Raw genomic sequence first — 16567 nt, forward strand, 5'->3', positions numbered from 1 at the left:
AATATGGCTAGATATAAACTACTTTTTTTTATAATAATATTTACAAGTATCCTAAGTTGTAAAAAAAATTCAGTTCATGAATCAACCATTGCTTTAGATTCACTCAATTCAATACAAAAAAAGGATAAAAATATCTCAAATTTAGATGTTATAACTGGAACATATAATGGAGTTATTTCCTGTGATGATTGTGAGAATGTACAACTAACTTTAAAAAATAATGGCGAATATTCTTTATTAATTCATTTGGCTGATGAAGAAGATAGTCGGAAAAATACAACCCTTTTAAATGGTAGGTATATTTGGAATTCTAAAGATTCAATTATTTCTTTAGATCAAAATCATTTTAAGTTTTTAAAGCAAAAGAATAAACTTTATTTCCTATTTGATAATTCTTTAAATATTGCTGAAGATGAGGTTTTAGTTAAGGAATAGATAATTTTAGTACTTATTAGTTGTTTTATAAGTACTAAATAGTCTAAATAGTATGCTATGAATATATTGGAGAGTGTTAAGCAATATTTAAAAAGAATTAAAATTTCATCGATTAATGGAATTTCATTGTATGAAATTCTTCAAATCTGTTTTCAAGGAATAACTAAAGGTGCGATTGGATATAGAGCTGCAGCTGCTTCTTGGAATGTATTTATGAGTTTTTTTCCTTTTTTAATATTTTTTTTACTTTTTATCAGTTACTTACCTTATTACGACGAAATCCAGCATTTGATTTATGATTTCTTATTAAAAAAACTTTTACCTCCCAATATTTTTGATATTGTAAATGGATACATGAATGATCGTATACTACTTGTAAATAATCATTTAAATAGACCAAATATTTATTTATTATTGTTATCCGTTCTTTTGTTTATTATATTATCTTCCAACGGAATAAGATCGCTAATCACAGGATTCAAATCGGTTAACAATCATGATCCCATAGAATTTAAAGGTTTTCGGTCATTCTTTTTAAGCATATTTATTATATTATTTTTTTCAATCTTTTTAATTGTTTCTTTACTATTATTCTATGTAAGTGAAATAGTTTTAAGGCTCTTTCAATATTCTATATCATTCAATATCATAGAATTTAGAACAATAATTAACATTTTTAATTATATTATATCTTCAATAATATTTTTCTTTGGAACTTGTTTTCTTTATTATTGGGGTAGAACTGCTCGATTAAAATTTAAAGAAGTCATTCCTGGTGCTTTACTAACCACCCTTCTATTTCCTATATGTACTTATATATTTGGTTATTACATAACCCATTTTACTCGCTTTAATGTTCTATACGGTTCCATTGGCTCGATGCTTATGCTTATGATATGGGTAAACCTATCTGTAACTTTTATATTAATTGGTTATGAATTGAACATTGCAATAAGAAAAGCTAAATTTAACAGGAGTTTCATTAAGGATAAGGTTTGAAAATAAATTTTAACTACATAATGATTATTATTTAAAGATAAATTAAAAGGATTACTTTAAAAATTTTCTCAATTATGTCTAGATTTTTAGATTAAATCCTGAATTTTTATAATTTTTATATAGTGTTTGCCTAGTTTAGATGTATAGCTCCCATTTCCATTAAAAACATACTCTCTATTAATTTCTGGTTTTAATAAATTATTCCTATCGACAACAGCGTAGATAATTGTATTAGGTTGTAAATTTTCATTCACTGAACTAGTGATTTGAATTTTTAAAATATGCAATTGTTTATTTCCCTTAGAAATACTCTTTTCATTATTTATTACTATACCCGTAAATTGGTAATGATCAATTTTTTCTTTTAATGTATGTTTTTCTACTTTATTCATATTCATAATATTAGTAGAATGACATGAAGAAATAATAAATAGATTTACAATAATTAATATTTTAGTGATGGTTTTTAATAACATTATAATGTATTTAATTAAACGAAAATTTTAAATTCTTTTGAAAAATAGTTGATTAGAATATTCAATTTTATTAATTATATAACGGATTCGTAGGATAATTTACCCATATAATATTCCTTTTATCAGCTTTTATTAATTTATTTTTCCAAAGATTATCTTCCCATTTTAAAATATTTAGATCTTTATCGGGCAAAACCATCCAATCCTTATTGTTTATTTCAGTTCTCAACTGTTTATATTTCCACCCGGTATAGCCTATAAAAAAACGAATTTCATCATTTTCAATCCACTTATTTTTAAGTGCTAAAGTAATTTCTTTATAATTGCCCGACCAATAATAATCTTTACCTATATATGTACCTTTTGAAATTAGATCTGGTCTTGAATGTATGACAAACAAGTGATCTTGATTCACGGGACCTCCCATATATACATCCATGTCTAAATCAATTTCTGGGATTATCTCATTTAACTTTTTTTCGTACAACTTATTTAAAACAACCCCCACAGAACCTTTAAATGGATCATCTCCGGTTAAATATATAACAGATTTTGAAAAATATTCATCATTCAAACCAGGCTTAGCAATTAATAAATTACCCTTATAACTCATTTTTAAATATCTTTACATGAAGTAAAAATACATATTTTAAATAATGGAAGATTTATCCAACCTAAGAAAAATTTACAATTCCGGAAAACTTTTGGAATTAGATCTAAAAGATAATCCTATGGAATTATTTAGAGACTGGTACTTACTTGCAAAAAGTCACGATTTGATCTTAGAACCCAATGCTATGTCTGTTTCAACTATTGAAGATTCAAAAAATCCACGCACCCGTATGGTTTTACTTAAAAAATTTACTTGGGAAGGATTTATTTTTTTTACTAATTTCGAAAGCCGTAAAGGTACTGCCATTGAAGAAAACAATAATGTTTGTTTAAATTTTTATTGGGATCGGTTAGAGAAACAAATAATTATAAATGGTTGCGCAGAGAGATTATCAGCGAATTTATCTGATGGTTATTTTCACTCTCGCCCTAGAGGAAGCCAATTAGGAGCAATAGTCTCTCAGCAAAGTAAAGTGATTCCCAACCGTGAATTTCTGGAAGAAAAATTAAGAGTTTTAGAAGAAGAAACTAAGAGTTTAAATGAACTTGAGAGACCCAATAACTGGGGTGGATATTTAGTAAGACCTAAACAAATTGAATTTTGGCAGGGAAGACCCAATCGATTGCACGATCGTATATTATATACATTGTTAGATAATTTTGAATGGAAAATAGAACGTTTAGCTCCTTAATATTTATAAGGGATCTACATCAATGGTAATCTTCACTGATCGATAGGCTTGGACGGATTCAACTTTTGTTAAACTTTGTTCAATAAAAAATTTTAAATTTTTGGTTGATTTATTTGCAGGATGCTTCAACAGTACTTTATATATATAATAATTGTTGATCCTAGGAATTAGCCCCTCCTCAGGTCCTAATATAAAAGGTTCTTGTATAAAATTCCTTAAATATTCTACTACAAATGTAGCCGTTTTCTTTGCTTTGTCTTGTTTTTTATGTTTAAAGGTAATCTCAATTAAACGATAATACGGGGGATATAAAAATTCCTTCCGCTCTTGCAAGATAGTATCCTTGGCTAAATGGTAATTGTTTTCTTGAATGAATAAATATAAAGGATTTTCAGGATCAAAAGTTTGTATTAAAACTTTACCCGCTTCTCTTCTTCCTGCTCTTCCACTTACTTGGGTTAACAATTGCAAGGTTCGTTCTTCCGCTCTAAAATTTGGGAAATTCAATAATGAATCCGCACGTATAACTCCAACCAATTGTATAGAATCAAAATCTAAACCTTTGGTAACCATTTGCGTCCCTATTAATATATCTATTTCATGGAGGTGCATTTTTTCAAATAGTATTTCATACGCATGTTTTCTTTTCATGGTATCTACATCCATTCTTGCTACCCTTGCCTCTGGAAATAAATGTATAATTTCTTCTTCGATCTGCTGTGTTCCGATTCCTTTAGTCTCCAATGAATGGGAATGACAACTAGGACATGTTTGAGGCAAAGCCCGAGTATTTCCACAATAATGACAACGCAAGGTTGAAGAGACTTTATGATAGGTCAATGAAACATCACAATTGGGACAGGTGGGCGAATGGCCACATTGATTGCATTCTAGTATGGGTGAAAACCCTCTACGATTATGAAAAAGTATAACTTGTTTTTTATTTTCTAAACAAATTTTAATTTGTTCGTACAATTCATAAGAAATATTGGGGGTAATGGTTGGTGTACGTAATGAAACCAAATCAACTTCAGGTAATTTTATTTCTCCAAATCTTTGATTTAGTTCCACAAAACCAAATTTACCTTGGTCACAATTGTAATAGCTTTCCATGGACGGTGTTGCCGAACCAAGTAACACCTTAGCCTTGAATTGGTGGGCTAAAATTTGCACACAATCTCTAGCATTGTATAAGGGCAAAGTATCACTTTGCTTATAAGAACTGTCGTGCTCTTCATCTACAATAATTAATCCTATGTTTTGAATAGGAAGAAAAATTATTGACCTAGCTCCGATTAAAATTTTGTATTTATTGTTCAATGTATTTTTCCAAACTTCAACCCGCTCATTCTGGTTTAGTTTTGAGTGATAAACCCCTACTTCATTGCCAAATCTTTTTTGAATTTTAGTAACTAATTGCGTAGTAATTGAAATTTCCGGTAATAGTAACAAACAATTCTTACCCAATTTTAATTGTTCATCAATCAGGTGAAAATAAATTTCTGTTTTACCAGAGGATGTAACTCCTTGTAACAAAACTGTGTTATATTTAGAAAACTGATTACGGATTTCATGAAAGGCTTGGTTCTGAGCCTCTGAAAGCTCATTAAAATCCTCTATATTATCGTCGTAATCTTCAATTCTATCAATCTGCAATTGAAATTCGATTAAAAAATTTCTATCTATCAATCCTTTTACAACAGCCGGAGAGAATCTATCCACAAGCTCTCTTTTTCCTATATGACTAGTTCTCTGTTGTTGCCATTGAATAAATACTAAGAAGGCTTCTCTTTGTTTGGGTGCTCTATCAATTTCTAAAAGCGCTCGCTTAAAAATTTCAGAATTTTTAAAATCTGGATTCAAATCCAAATAAACCATTTGCTTAGGTTTATATTTTTCAATGATTTGCTCATCCAACTCAACCAAATTTTTTTCAAACAATGATTTTATGGTAGGAACAATATGTTTTTTAGAAATAAATGATTCAATTTCCTTTAAATCGATGGAAGTTTTAACTTCTAAATTCTGCATTACAAATATTTCTCTTTCATCCAATTCTTCCCATATTATCTCGTGACCCGTTTTTCTTATATACGTTTCACTTTCTAATTTTAAAGCACTTGGAAAAGCATTTCTATAAACATCTCCTAAGGTACATAGATAATACTCTGATATCCATTTCCAGAAATTTAACTGGCTTATAGTAACAAATGCTTCATTTTCTAATATTGTAAAAATCTCTTTCGTCTTGTAGAGCTCGGGTTTTATCTTATGAATTTCTAAAATGATTCCAGTGTATAACTTTTTTCCACCAAAAGGCACGACAACTCTTTGCCCAATTTGTAGACTATTTTCAAGTACTTTAGGTACATGATATGTAAATACCCCTTTAATAGGGAGTGGCAAAATTACATTAACAAACTCCACCCTTTTAAAATATTATAGATTCAAATATACGTTTTAAATTCATTTAATATTTTGCCCTTCGTATGTATTAAAAGATCAACCAATTAAAAAATATTTAAATAATAGAATATTTTTTTGCTCAATTCTTTCGTTTAAACATTTAAACAATTAACTTTACTATTCTTCAATTAAACAACTATGAAAATATTACATTATTTATTTGACTATAAATCTACCATATTTATCTCTTTAATAGTATTAATTATAACAATTCTATGTCTAAATATTTACCCCATAAAAAAGGAACATTCTTTAATTGAAAATGCTATATTTACTGGAAGTATAATTTCGCCAGTAATATTTTTATTTATTACTATTGGATTATTTAAAGGATTATTTTGTAAAAATACACCTACTCCATCAAATAAAAATTATGGGCTTACAGTGATTCCTAATAATTGTTTAGATAAAATCTTATATTGGATTTTAAGCAGTATTATACTAGTGGCAATTTATTCTACCATAGATAACCACTTTCATATCGCAATATTTTTATTCATTATAATGCTTTATTGGATTTTCTTTAAATCTTTGAGTATAGTTTTAAAAAATTCTTTAAAATGTAAAAAAAATTTAGGGTTAAGCATGATTTATGGTCTAACATATACCCTATTGTTTAATCTTTGGTTTTACACCATTACATTTATGATGTATCGTATAAAATAAAAATCATACCCCAATATATTTATAATATTTAAAATTCAATTTTATATATGAATGAACTAGATAAAATAAATTATATAAAAACTTTTGTTAAAAACCGATTGTATAATGAATATTCTGGACATGACTACTGGCATATTGTAAGAGTGGTAAATAATGCTCAAAAAATTATGCTTAATGAATCTGCCGATAATTTAAAAGTAATTATTGCATCTTGGTTGCATGATATTGGTGATTATAAACTGCATAACGGCATTGATAAAACTAAAGAAATAGTTTTTCCTTTACTAAAGTCCATGGAGTTTAATAACAAGTTTATCGATGACATACTAAAAATTATTTCTGAAGTTTCATACAATGGCGGATTTAATCAACCACCATCTTCTATTGAAGCTAAAATTGTTCAAGATGCAGACCGATTAGATGCTATGGGAGCCATTGGTATTGCCAGAGCTTTTGCATATGGAGGAAATAAAGGTAGAGAAATTTATAATCCGGATGATAATTTGAATATTTATAATTCCAAGGAAGAATATAAAAATAATAATTCTAGTTCTATTATGCATTTTTATGAAAAACTATTAAAACTTAAAAATTTGATGAATACTGATACGGCTAAATCCATAGCCCATCGAAGACATGAGTTCATGATATTATTTTTAAATGAATTTATGGATGAAATTAAGAATTAGAAACCTTTCTAATAGATAAGATTTTAAACAATTTCTAATATATGGTTTAGTTTTTGCTCTTAATAAGATAAAATCAAATCTCAATATATTAAAGTTATGGACAAAATTATTGAAAAGTTAGAAAAGGAAACTGGATTAACGAAAGAGCAGGCAGAAAAAGCTTTAACCATTATTAAAGAAGCATTTAAGGCTGGACAACTGACAGAAAACGTTAAAAATTCAGTTGAGGGTAAATCAAACGATTTCAAAGATTCTATCTCTTCTTTTTTTGATAAAATATCGGATAAAGCTAGTGAAATAACTAGTAAAATCAGCGATAAAGTTTCAGAATTTACAGATTCTGCTGAAGATAAAGCTGATGATTTAAAGGATAAAGGTAAAGATCTTATTGATTCAGCTAAAGATAAGGTTGAAGATTTAAAAGATAAAGGCAAAGACTTATTAGACTCAGCAGAAGATAAAGCTGAAGATTTAAAAGATAAAACTAAAGAACAAGCCAATTGCGCATTAAACAAAGCAGAGGACGAATTAAAAGATCTTAAGAAAAATATCCAGTAAAAATAATTGGAAAAAAGCAATAAAATTTTAAAAATTTTATTGCTTTTTATGTAAATGTTAAAAAATACTTAAATTAAGTTCTTTACTTAGCTTTTCCATAATATATAATCCAGGTACGGAGTTCCCCTGCTCATCTAAAGAAGGATTAAAAGTACCAATGCCTATTTTCCCTGGCACAGATGCCATAATTCCTCCACCAACACCGGATTTAGAAGGAATTCCAATTTTACTTGAATATTCCCCGCTATAATCATACATTCCAGCAGTTAGCATGATGGATTTAATTAGTTTACTGATTTCTGGGTTATAAAATGTTTTATCACCGTCAAATCTAGTTCCATTATGGGCGAAAAAATATCCAATTTTGGCTAAATCCTCTGCGTTTACTTCAATGGAACATTGTCTAAAATAGTTGTTTAAGCTTTCTTCATTTTCAGCATCAAACAATCCAAAATTCTTTAGTAAGTAAAACATTCCTCTGTTTCTATTGCCTGTTTCCTTTTCAGATTGATAAACCGCTTCATTGATATTTATGTCCTCATTTTTAGTAATATATCTTACTCTTTCCAGGATTTTTTTATAAGCTTCATCATCTTTCCCTTTAATCAAAGCTGTTGTAACTATTGCACCTGCATTCATCATCGGATTTAAAGGTTTATGTCTATATTCCAAAGCTTCAAATGAATTGAATGGTTTGTCTGTTCCATAATAACCCATTCTTTCAAAAACATATTTCTCACCTCTTTCCTCCACTGCTAGCATTAAGGCTATTACTTTTGAGATGCTTTGCATAGTAAATTTACTTTTTGTGTCTCCTTTGGTATGTAAATTTCCTAAGGAATCTACCAATGCAACTCCCACTAAATTTTTGTTAGCTTTACTCAATTCAGGAATATAATCAGCAACTTTACCTTTATCTATGTAGGCTTTACTTTCAATTAAGGTTGAAAATAGTAACTGATCAATCTTAGAACCCTGTGCAAAACCTGATTTAGGCACTAAAACAAGTAGAAATAGAATGTAGAATAATTTTTTCATACGTTTATACAATTTATTTTAGCATAAAAATAAATATTTATTTAAAATTTACATAAAAAATTTAAAAATTTTTATTTATTTCAAGTGTTTTTTTAGCTAATACGTGATAAATCAAAAAAATTATGTTTTATTAATTTCAAATATTTATCTAAAATAATCTATTAGTTTTAGTATTTTTGCATAGCCCACATATATTTAAAAATTTTATTTAAAGAAATTATAACAATGATAGATAATATCAAAAATTATTTAAAAGAAGTAGAAGAATTTAATCCGAAAAATCCTGAAGAATTAGAAAATTTTAGAATTAAATTTTTAGGTAAAAAGGGTATATTGAATGATTTATTTCAAAAGTTTAAGGAAGTCCCTAATGACACTAAAAAGGAGTTCGGACAGCAAATCAATCATTTAAAACAATTAGTAAATGATAAAATTAACTCATTAAAAGATAATTATAATTTTAGTAAACAACCTACTAGTGATACATTGGATTTAACACGTCCAGGCTATCCCTTTAACTTGGGTACTAGACACCCCATAAGTGTTGTAAAAAATAAGATTATAAGCATATTTAAGAAAATTGGATTCTCTGTAGCTGATGGTCCTGAAATTGAAGACGACTGGCATAATTTTACCGCATTAAATATGTCGGAACATCATCCAGCTAGAGATATGCAGGATACATTTTTTATAGATAAGAATCCAGATTTAGTTTTAAGAACACATACCTCTTCTGTTCAAATCCGCTATATGGAAAAGAATGAACCTCCTATTAGGATTTTATCTCCGGGGAGAGTTTACAGAAATGAAGATATATCTTCTCGTTCTCACTGTATGTTTCATCAAATTGAAGGTTTATATGTAGATACCAATGTATCTTTTGCTGATTTAAAACAGACTTTACAATTTTTTACTTCGGAACTTTTTGGGAAATCTGAAATAAGAATGAGACCCTCTTATTTTCCTTTTACAGAACCTAGTGCAGAAGTTGATGTTTATTGGGGATTAGAGACTGAAACCGATTATCGAATAACTAAGGGTACAGGATGGTTAGAAATTTTAGGTTGTGGAATGATTGATCCGAATGTTTTAAAAAATGTCAATATTAACCCTGAAAAATATAGTGGTTTTGCCTTTGGAATGGGAATAGAAAGAATCGTAATGCTCATGTACCAAATTGGTGATATTAGAATGTTTACAGAAAATGATATTCGAATGTTAAAACAATTTAGCACAGAATATTAATAAATATTTATAGAAAAAACCGATAATTGAATTATCGGTTTTTTTATTCTTATAACTCTAAGGCTTTTTGTGGATTGTTATCCATTAAGAATTCCAAAGGGTTTTCCACAGCTTCTTTTACAGCAACTAAAAATCCAACAGACTCTCTTCCATCAATGATTCTATGATCATAAGACAATGCCACATACATCATAGGTGCAATAGTAATCTGTTTATTTTTAACTATGGGCCTATCTACAATATTGTGCATTCCTAGAATAGCACTTTGGGGTGGATTTATAATTGGTGTTGAAAGCATAGATCCAAAAACTCCCCCATTCGTAATTGTGAAAGTTCCTCCTGTCATTTCATCAACAGTTATTTTTCCATCCCTAACTTTTAAAGCTAGTTCTTTTATATTTTGTTCCACTCCTCTAAATGTCATAGTTTCTGCATTTCTCAGTACAGGAACCATAAGTCCTTTAGGACCTGAAACTGCTATGCTTATATCTTGATAATCATAAGATGTTTTATAATTACCATCAATCATTGAATTTACGTCTGGATATAATTTTAATGCTCTAACCACTGCTAAAGTAAAAAATGACATAAACCCTAACCCTACTCCATGCTTATTTTTAAATTCTTCTTTAAATTCATTTCTCAATCTATAAATTTCACTCATATCTACTTCGTTAAAAGTAGTTAGCATTGCCGTTTCGTTTTTTACGCTAACTAAACGCTCAGCTACTTTTCTTCTTAAAGCAGATAATTTTACCGATTGGGCAGTTCTAGCACCATTTCCTGCAGAGGTTCCCATGGATGGAACGGCTGCCTTAATTGCATCTTCCTTAGTAATTCTTCCATCCTTCCCAGTTCCTTTTATGGTTGATGGAGCTATATTTTTTTCTTCCAGTATTTTTTTTGCTGCAGGGGAAGCTTCTCCAATTGCATAGGAATTATATTTAGGTTCAGGATTTGGAACTGAATGGGATACAGATTTAGTATTTTCATTCAATTTCTCTTGAGATACTTCTATTGACTTTTCTGGAGTTTCATTGGTTTTTTCTGCATCTGTATCTATTAAACAGATCACTTGTCCCACTTGTACTGTATCTCCCTCCTCAGCCTTTAAGGTTATAATGCCCGATGCTTCTGCCGGAAGGTCTAAGGTTGCTTTGTCTGAATCTACTTCAGCTATGGCTTGATCTTTTTCTACGTAATCTCCGCTTTTAACCAGCCAAGTCGCTATCTCTACTTCAGTTATTGATTCTCCCGGTGAGGGAACTTTCATTTCAAGTATCATTATTAATTTTTATTTTATATTGTTAAATACGCTATTAATTAAAGATTTCTGTATTTTTATATATCGATCATGAGAACCGGGGGAAGGTGAACTACTAGCCTTAGGAGATATAACATCAATATCAAATTTCCTAAACTCTTTCAAAATATACCACCATGCTCCCATATTTTCAGGTTCTTCCTGTACCCAGTAAAATTCTTTTTTATTCTCATATTTATCTAATATCTGATAAATTTTTTCCCAATGTAAAGGATACAATTGTTCAATTCTAACTAGAGCTACCTTCTCATCCATAAGCTCTTCTTTTTTCTTTAACAGATCATAATAAATTTTTCCTGAGCAAAAGACTAATCTTGTAACTTTTGTTACATTTGAACTTGGATCGTCAATAACTTCATGGAAACTGCCCTCTGCCAATTCTTCTAGAGTGGAAGTAACTTTGGGATGCCTTAATAGGCTTTTAGGAGAAAATACTATTAAAGGTTTTCTAAAATTAGGTTTTAATTGTCTTCTAATTGCATGGTAAAAGTTGGCTGGAGTAGTTGAATTGATAACGTACATGTTTCCGTTGGCACATAGAGATAAAAATCTCTCTATCCTAGCCGATGAATGTTCTGCACCTTGACCCTCAAATCCATGAGGGAGTAGCATAACTAATCCATTTTGCATTTTCCATTTATCTTCTGCTGCTGATAAATATTGATCGATCACTATCTGAGCTCCATTAGCAAAATCGCCAAATTGGGCTTCCCATATAGTTAAAGAATAGGGTGTAGTCATGGCATAACCATATTCAAATCCTAAAACACCATATTCAGAAAGTAGTGAATTATAAATATAAAATTTTGCTTGTGTATTTAGTTGATTGAGGGTAATTATTTCTTCCTCTGTATCTTCTGTCTTAATAACCGCATGTCTATGAGAGAAAGTTCCTCTTTCTACATCTTCCCCTGATAAACGAACCGTATGTCCTTCCATCAATAAGGTTCCATAGGCAAGTAATTCAGCCATTCCCCAGTCTATGGAATTACTTACTTCTACCATTTCTTTTCTTTGGTTGAGTAATCGCTGAATTTTATTAAATAAATTTTTATTCTCTGGAACTTGAGTTATCACTTTTGCTATCTGCCTTAACTCATCGATGGGGAATGAGGTATCCGTCGGGTTTAAAAGTTCCTTTTCACCTACTCTATCAAAATTTTTCCATTCTTGTTGCATAAACAATTCAACTTTTGTTGTGTCCATACTTCTTGAATCTTCTAAATTTTTGTCTAAAAGTTGTTTGTATTGCTCTTCACTTTCAGCGATTAGTTCTGGAGTTATAACATCTTCTTGTTCAAGTTTTGCTTTATAAATTTCTCTCGGGTTTGGGTGCTTAGCAATTAGTTTATATAGCTTAGGTTGCGTAAATCTAGGCTCATCACCTTCGTTGTGTCCATATTTTCTATATCCTAAAAGATCTATAAAAACATCTTTATGGAATATACTTCTGTATTCTGAAGCAAATCGAACCGCATGTATTACCGCTTCCGCATCATCTGCATTTACATGCAATACTGGACAACGAACAGTTTTTGCTATATCCGTACAATAGCTACTTGAACGTGCATCTAAATAATTAGTAGTAAAACCAATTTGATTATTAATTACTATATGAATGGTTCCTCCAGTTTTATAACCGTCTAACTTCATCATTTGAAGAACTTCGTATACTATTCCCTGAGCAGCGATAGCTGCATCTCCATGTATAAGTATAGGTAAAACTTTGCTATAATCTTCGTTAAAATTATGATCTGCTTTTGCTCTTGCAATTCCTTCAACCACGGCATCTACCGTTTCTAAATGTGAGGGGTTAGGAGCTAGACTAATATTAACTACTTTGCCTTTTTTTGTATTGTATTTATTACAGGAACCTAAATGATATTTAACATCTCCGGAAAAAATATTTTCTACATAATCTTTTCCTTCAAATTCTGTAAATATTTGCGAATAAGATTTATTAAATATATTGGCTAGCACATTTAGTCTACCTCTATGTGCCATACCAATTACAATTTCTTCAACTCCCAATTCAGAGGAATTATTAATAATTTCATCAAGTGCAGGTATTAAAGTTTCTCCACCTTCTAGAGAGAATCTTTTTTGACCTACAAATTTGGTATGAAGAAAATTTTCGAATGCTACGGCATGCGAAAGTTTTTTTAATATTCTTTTCTTTTCTTCTAAATTTAACTGTGGTTGATTAAAACCTTTTTTAAGCCATTCTTGAATCCAACGTATTTCAATTGGACTTTGTATATACATGTATTCTATACCTATGAAATTGCAATAAACCTTATTTAGTAGTTGAATAATTTCTGCAAGTGTATAGTATTGATCTAGGCCTATAATTTTACCATTGAATTTTACAGATAAATCTTCTGTAGTTAATCCAAAATTTTCAATATCTAAAGTTGGGGTATAAGTTCTTCTTTGTCGGACAGGGTTAGTTTTAGTAAAAAAATGCCCTCTCATTCTGTATTCGTTAATAAGATTTATGACTTTAAATTCTCTTACAACGTCTTCAGAAATGCCCGTATGATTATCAACAATGAACTGTTTTTTTTCTTCATTTATTATTTGTTTCCCTTCATAACTTGTATTTGCAAAGTCAAAACCTTGGAAAAAAGCTTTCCAACTAGGTTCTAAACTGTCAGGATAAGACAAATATTTTTGATAAAGTTCCTCAATATATTCAGAATGTATTGCATTTAAGAATGAGAATTGATCCATTTATTTTATTTTAAGTAACTAGTCAAATTTAGTTTTATGTTTAGCTCAAATCTAATAATTTTAACTATACCTGCAAAGTATTTGATCTAGTTATTTTAATTGATTGAATATCAATTAATTAACATCTAAATAAATAGATATCTGTTTTTCATATAATTCTCCTTTTTTTTATATCATAAATTAATAATTATTTAAAAATTCTAACCTTATAAATACTTAAAATTCATAAAAAACAATAATTTAACATTTAATAATTTATAAATAACTGTGAAAAAATTGTTATAAATTAATATAAAATAAAGATTATTTTTAACTGCTTATTCTTATCCGTTTGGAGAAATTTATATGAATTAATTATTCTTTATGTAGGTACATCCTTCATAAGTTCTATTATTGAAGGTAAATGTAGTTTTCCATAAAGGAATTTCCTCAGAAGAACATAAAGAATTGCTTTCTTCTTGTGATATTCTTTTTATTGAACCTTTAAGATTTTTATTATCATCTTCAAAGGATAAATATATAGTAGGATCATTAAAATTTATATGTATGGGTATTTCTTTAGTAAAATTATTCTGTAAATCATTTATATAAAAGGAATTGTCTTTAATTTGCGCAGTCCATGGGGATTGTTCTATACTGTTTACTTGAAAATACAATTGATTAGACAATATTGTTTTAATAAAATCAACAGGAGAAAGTATTCCTACCTGATTTAAATTTGCACTATCTATATTTATCCATTGTATAGTTTTGTTCATAGTATATAACATCTTCATATCCACTCCTTGATAACTGCCTAAAAACAAATAAAATTTAGTATTATATTCTCCTGAGTATATTTCTTGAGAGAAGCTTACAATTGAGAATAGAAATATCACAGGAATAAGGAATCTTTTCATGCAAAAGAGAATTTTAAATTTCAATAGTTAATTAAAATTCTATGCCATAATTTAATAGGAATATAAATTATAAAAATATAATTTATTTAAACAGCTCTATTGCCTGCTGTCTTGCACTCTCTGTAACATCAGAACCACTAATTAATTGGGCTATTTCTTCAATTCTTTCTTCTTCTGATAGCTTTCTAACTCCGGTAGTTGTTTTACCCATATTTTCCTGTTTTTCAACTTTTAGCTGTACTTTTCCTTTAGCGGCTACTTGAGGTAGATGCGTAATTGTAACTATTTGCATAGATTTAGACATATCACGCATTAACTTACCCATTTCATTGGCAATTCTTCCTGAAACTCCGGTATCAATTTCGTCTAAAATTAAGGTAGGTAATTCCACATTTTCTGCCATAATTTTTTTTATGGCTAACATAACTCGGGAACGCTCCCCCCCTGATATAGCCTTGACTATTGGCTGAATGGGCATACCAACATTGGCGGAAAATAAGATTGAAACTTTATCTGTTCCAGAAGGAGTAAAATCTTTTAAGGGATCAACTTTAATTTCAATTTGTGATTTATCCATACCTAAATTAGAAAGAATTTTTAAAATATTTTTTTCTAATACCGGTGCATTTTCCAATCTTTTAGAACTTAAAATTTTGGCTCTTTTACTTAGTATTTCTGTACATTCTTCAATCTTTTTTTCTGATTCGAATATTAAAGATTCTATTTGTTCTAAATCTAAATGATTTTTGGCTAAATCATCACGAACAGTTATTAATTCTTTAATATCTGAAACTTTATGCTTATAAAGTAAGGAATGAATAAGATTAATTTTTTGATTGTATTCTTCAAATTTTATTGGATCAAGCTCTAATTTTTCAAGCAGGTTTTCACTTTCAAATGAAATATCTTGCAATTCAGCTTTTATACCGTTTATTCTTTCTAAAAGCTTTTCTACATCTATGGAAACCTGGGAAGCTTTATCCATGCGAGATATAATAACTTGAATTTGTTGTAAAAGCCCAACATCTTCATTATCTATGATTTGTTTACTTTCGGATAAAATTTGAGCCAAAAACTCAGAATTTTTCATTAAATTAAAATTAGATTGCAATTCATCAAACTGCAATTCATCCAATTCTGCTTTTTCTAATTCCTCTAATAGATATTTTGAATATTCTTGGTCTTTAGAACCGGTTAACAATCTATCTTTTAGCTCTTGAAGCTTTCTATTTTCTAAATGGTATTGTGTGAATATTTTCTCATATTCATTTTTATCCTCTTGTAGAGATGAAAAATGATCTAATAAATCTAGCTGGAATTTCTCATTTAATAGTTGAGCAGTCTCAAACTGCGAATGAATATCCAACAGACGAGAGGTCAATTTTTGAAGAATATCCAAAGTAACTGGACTATCATTAATAAATGCTCTGGATTTGCCTGAAGGTAAAATTTCTCTTCTAATTATTGTATTTTCATCAAATTCAAGATCATGTTCTATAAAAAAAGATAAAAAATTATTTTTTTTAATTAAAAAATCAGCTTCAATGATACATTTTTCATCCGAATTTTTAAGTGATTTTAGATCTGCTCTTTCTCCTAAAACTAATTTTAATGCTCCTAACATAATAGATTTACCTGCACCGGTTTCACCAGTTATTGTAATCATGCCATTAGGTAAATCTAAATTAAGATGATCTATCAACGCATAATTGCGAATTGATAAATGTTTTAACAT

The 16567-nt window shown here is 29.1% G+C and carries 15 protein-coding genes; 7 read left to right on the top strand and 8 right to left on the bottom strand.

What is annotated here, in order from left to right; genetic code table 11:
* The first annotated feature begins 3 nt into the window (after positions 1 to 3).
* On the top strand, positions 4 to 435 hold the full coding sequence (locus ETU10_RS10170) for a copper resistance protein NlpE N-terminal domain-containing protein (protein ID WP_146262861.1): 432 nt from the start codon (positions 4 to 6) through the stop codon (positions 433 to 435).
* 57 nt (positions 436 to 492) lie between these two features.
* Positions 493 to 1434: a YihY/virulence factor BrkB family protein gene (locus ETU10_RS10175; protein WP_146311995.1), complete on the top strand. Its 942-nt coding sequence runs from the start codon at positions 493 to 495 to the stop codon at positions 1432 to 1434.
* 86 nt (positions 1435 to 1520) lie between these two features.
* Here ETU10_RS10175 and ETU10_RS10180 read toward each other — a convergent pair whose 3' ends face one another.
* A complete protein-coding gene (locus ETU10_RS10180; protein WP_146311997.1) occupies positions 1521 to 1826 on the bottom strand; it encodes a hypothetical protein in 306 nt (101 codons plus the stop codon).
* A 154-nt stretch (positions 1827 to 1980) separates the two neighbouring features.
* A complete protein-coding gene (locus ETU10_RS10185; RefSeq protein ID WP_146311999.1) occupies positions 1981 to 2523 on the bottom strand; it encodes a YqgE/AlgH family protein in 543 nt (180 codons plus the stop codon).
* Positions 2524 to 2566: 43 nt separating this feature from the next.
* On the opposite strand from ETU10_RS10185, the gene pdxH reads away from it, so the two are divergent.
* Positions 2567 to 3214: a pyridoxamine 5'-phosphate oxidase gene (gene pdxH, locus ETU10_RS10190; protein ID WP_146262857.1), complete on the top strand. Its 648-nt coding sequence runs from the start codon at positions 2567 to 2569 to the stop codon at positions 3212 to 3214.
* Positions 3215 to 3217: 3 nt separating this feature from the next.
* On the opposite strand, the gene priA is transcribed toward pdxH, so the two are convergent.
* Positions 3218 to 5641 carry a replication restart helicase PriA gene (priA, locus tag ETU10_RS10195; protein WP_146312001.1) on the bottom strand — a complete coding sequence of 808 codons (2424 nt, stop codon included), beginning with the start codon at positions 5639 to 5641 and terminating at the stop codon, positions 3218 to 3220.
* Positions 5642 to 5818: 177 nt separating this feature from the next.
* Here priA and ETU10_RS10200 point away from each other — a divergent pair, with 177 nt between their 5' ends.
* The 3 genes from ETU10_RS10200 (at position 5819) to ETU10_RS10210 (ending at position 7593) form a co-directional block, all read left to right on the top strand.
* A complete protein-coding gene (locus ETU10_RS10200) occupies positions 5819 to 6346 on the top strand; it encodes a hypothetical protein (RefSeq protein ID WP_146312003.1) in 528 nt (175 codons plus the stop codon).
* A gap of 47 nt (positions 6347 to 6393) precedes the next feature.
* Positions 6394 to 7035: an HD domain-containing protein gene (locus tag ETU10_RS10205; protein ID WP_146312005.1), complete on the top strand. Its 642-nt coding sequence runs from the start codon at positions 6394 to 6396 to the stop codon at positions 7033 to 7035.
* A 96-nt stretch (positions 7036 to 7131) separates the two neighbouring features.
* Positions 7132 to 7593, top strand: coding sequence for a YtxH domain-containing protein (locus ETU10_RS10210; protein ID WP_146312007.1), 462 nt, complete (start codon positions 7132 to 7134; stop codon positions 7591 to 7593).
* Between the two features lie 57 nt (positions 7594 to 7650).
* Here the strand turns inward: ETU10_RS10210 and glsA are convergent, their stop codons facing one another.
* Positions 7651 to 8631 carry a glutaminase A gene (glsA, locus tag ETU10_RS10215; RefSeq protein WP_146262853.1) on the bottom strand — a complete coding sequence of 327 codons (981 nt, stop codon included), beginning with the start codon at positions 8629 to 8631 and terminating at the stop codon, positions 7651 to 7653.
* Between the two features lie 225 nt (positions 8632 to 8856).
* Between glsA and pheS the strand changes: the two genes are divergently transcribed.
* Positions 8857 to 9876, top strand: a complete 1020-nt coding sequence (gene pheS, locus ETU10_RS10220) for a phenylalanine--tRNA ligase subunit alpha (protein ID WP_146312009.1) — start codon at positions 8857 to 8859, stop codon at positions 9874 to 9876.
* Positions 9877 to 9925: 49 nt separating this feature from the next.
* Here pheS and odhB read toward each other — a convergent pair whose 3' ends face one another.
* The 4 genes from odhB to recN all read right to left on the bottom strand — a co-directional run bounded on the left by odhB (position 9926) and on the right by recN (position 16567).
* The gene (gene odhB / locus ETU10_RS10225) at positions 9926 to 11161 is read right to left on the bottom strand and encodes a 2-oxoglutarate dehydrogenase complex dihydrolipoyllysine-residue succinyltransferase (RefSeq protein WP_146312011.1); all 1236 of its coding nucleotides are present in this window, start codon (positions 11159 to 11161) and stop codon (positions 9926 to 9928) included.
* Between the two features lie 9 nt (positions 11162 to 11170).
* On the bottom strand, positions 11171 to 13933 hold the full coding sequence (locus ETU10_RS10230; RefSeq protein WP_146312013.1) for a 2-oxoglutarate dehydrogenase E1 component: 2763 nt from the start codon (positions 13931 to 13933) through the stop codon (positions 11171 to 11173).
* 350 nt (positions 13934 to 14283) lie between these two features.
* Entirely contained in the window at positions 14284 to 14832 is a 549-nt protein-coding gene (locus tag ETU10_RS10235; protein WP_146312015.1) for a hypothetical protein, read from the bottom strand.
* An 82-nt stretch (positions 14833 to 14914) separates the two neighbouring features.
* Positions 14915 to 16567, bottom strand: a complete 1653-nt coding sequence (recN, locus tag ETU10_RS10240; protein ID WP_146312017.1) for a DNA repair protein RecN — start codon at positions 16565 to 16567, stop codon at positions 14915 to 14917.

The organism is Apibacter muscae, from assembly GCF_007845595.1.
GTDB lineage: Bacteria > Bacteroidota > Bacteroidia > Flavobacteriales > Weeksellaceae > Apibacter > Apibacter muscae.

What these genes read in the sequence shown, in the direction of transcription:
- ETU10_RS10185 (WP_146311999.1), bottom strand. Translation starts at nt 2,523, where the DNA reads ATGAGTTATAAGGGTAATTTATTAATTGCTAAGCCTGGTTTGAATGAT.
- ETU10_RS10180 (WP_146311997.1), bottom strand. Translation starts at nt 1,826, where the DNA reads ATGAATAAAGTAGAAAAACATACATTAAAAGAAAAAATTGATCATTAC.
- recN (WP_146312017.1), bottom strand. Translation starts at nt 16,567, where the DNA reads ATGTTAAAACATTTATCAATTCGCAATTATGCGTTGATAGATCATCTT.
- ETU10_RS10175 (WP_146311995.1), top strand. Translation starts at nt 493, where the DNA reads ATGAATATATTGGAGAGTGTTAAGCAATATTTAAAAAGAATTAAAATT.
- glsA (WP_146262853.1), bottom strand. Translation starts at nt 8,631, where the DNA reads ATGAAAAAATTATTCTACATTCTATTTCTACTTGTTTTAGTGCCTAAA.
- ETU10_RS10205 (WP_146312005.1), top strand. Translation starts at nt 6,394, where the DNA reads ATGAATGAACTAGATAAAATAAATTATATAAAAACTTTTGTTAAAAAC.
- pheS (WP_146312009.1), top strand. Translation starts at nt 8,857, where the DNA reads ATGATAGATAATATCAAAAATTATTTAAAAGAAGTAGAAGAATTTAAT.
- ETU10_RS10235 (WP_146312015.1), bottom strand. Translation starts at nt 14,832, where the DNA reads ATGAAAAGATTCCTTATTCCTGTGATATTTCTATTCTCAATTGTAAGC.
- ETU10_RS10170 (WP_146262861.1), top strand. Translation starts at nt 4, where the DNA reads ATGGCTAGATATAAACTACTTTTTTTTATAATAATATTTACAAGTATC.
- pdxH (WP_146262857.1), top strand. Translation starts at nt 2,567, where the DNA reads ATGGAAGATTTATCCAACCTAAGAAAAATTTACAATTCCGGAAAACTT.
- odhB (WP_146312011.1), bottom strand. Translation starts at nt 11,161, where the DNA reads ATGATACTTGAAATGAAAGTTCCCTCACCGGGAGAATCAATAACTGAA.
- ETU10_RS10210 (WP_146312007.1), top strand. Translation starts at nt 7,132, where the DNA reads ATGGACAAAATTATTGAAAAGTTAGAAAAGGAAACTGGATTAACGAAA.
- ETU10_RS10230 (WP_146312013.1), bottom strand. Translation starts at nt 13,933, where the DNA reads ATGGATCAATTCTCATTCTTAAATGCAATACATTCTGAATATATTGAG.
- ETU10_RS10200 (WP_146312003.1), top strand. Translation starts at nt 5,819, where the DNA reads ATGAAAATATTACATTATTTATTTGACTATAAATCTACCATATTTATC.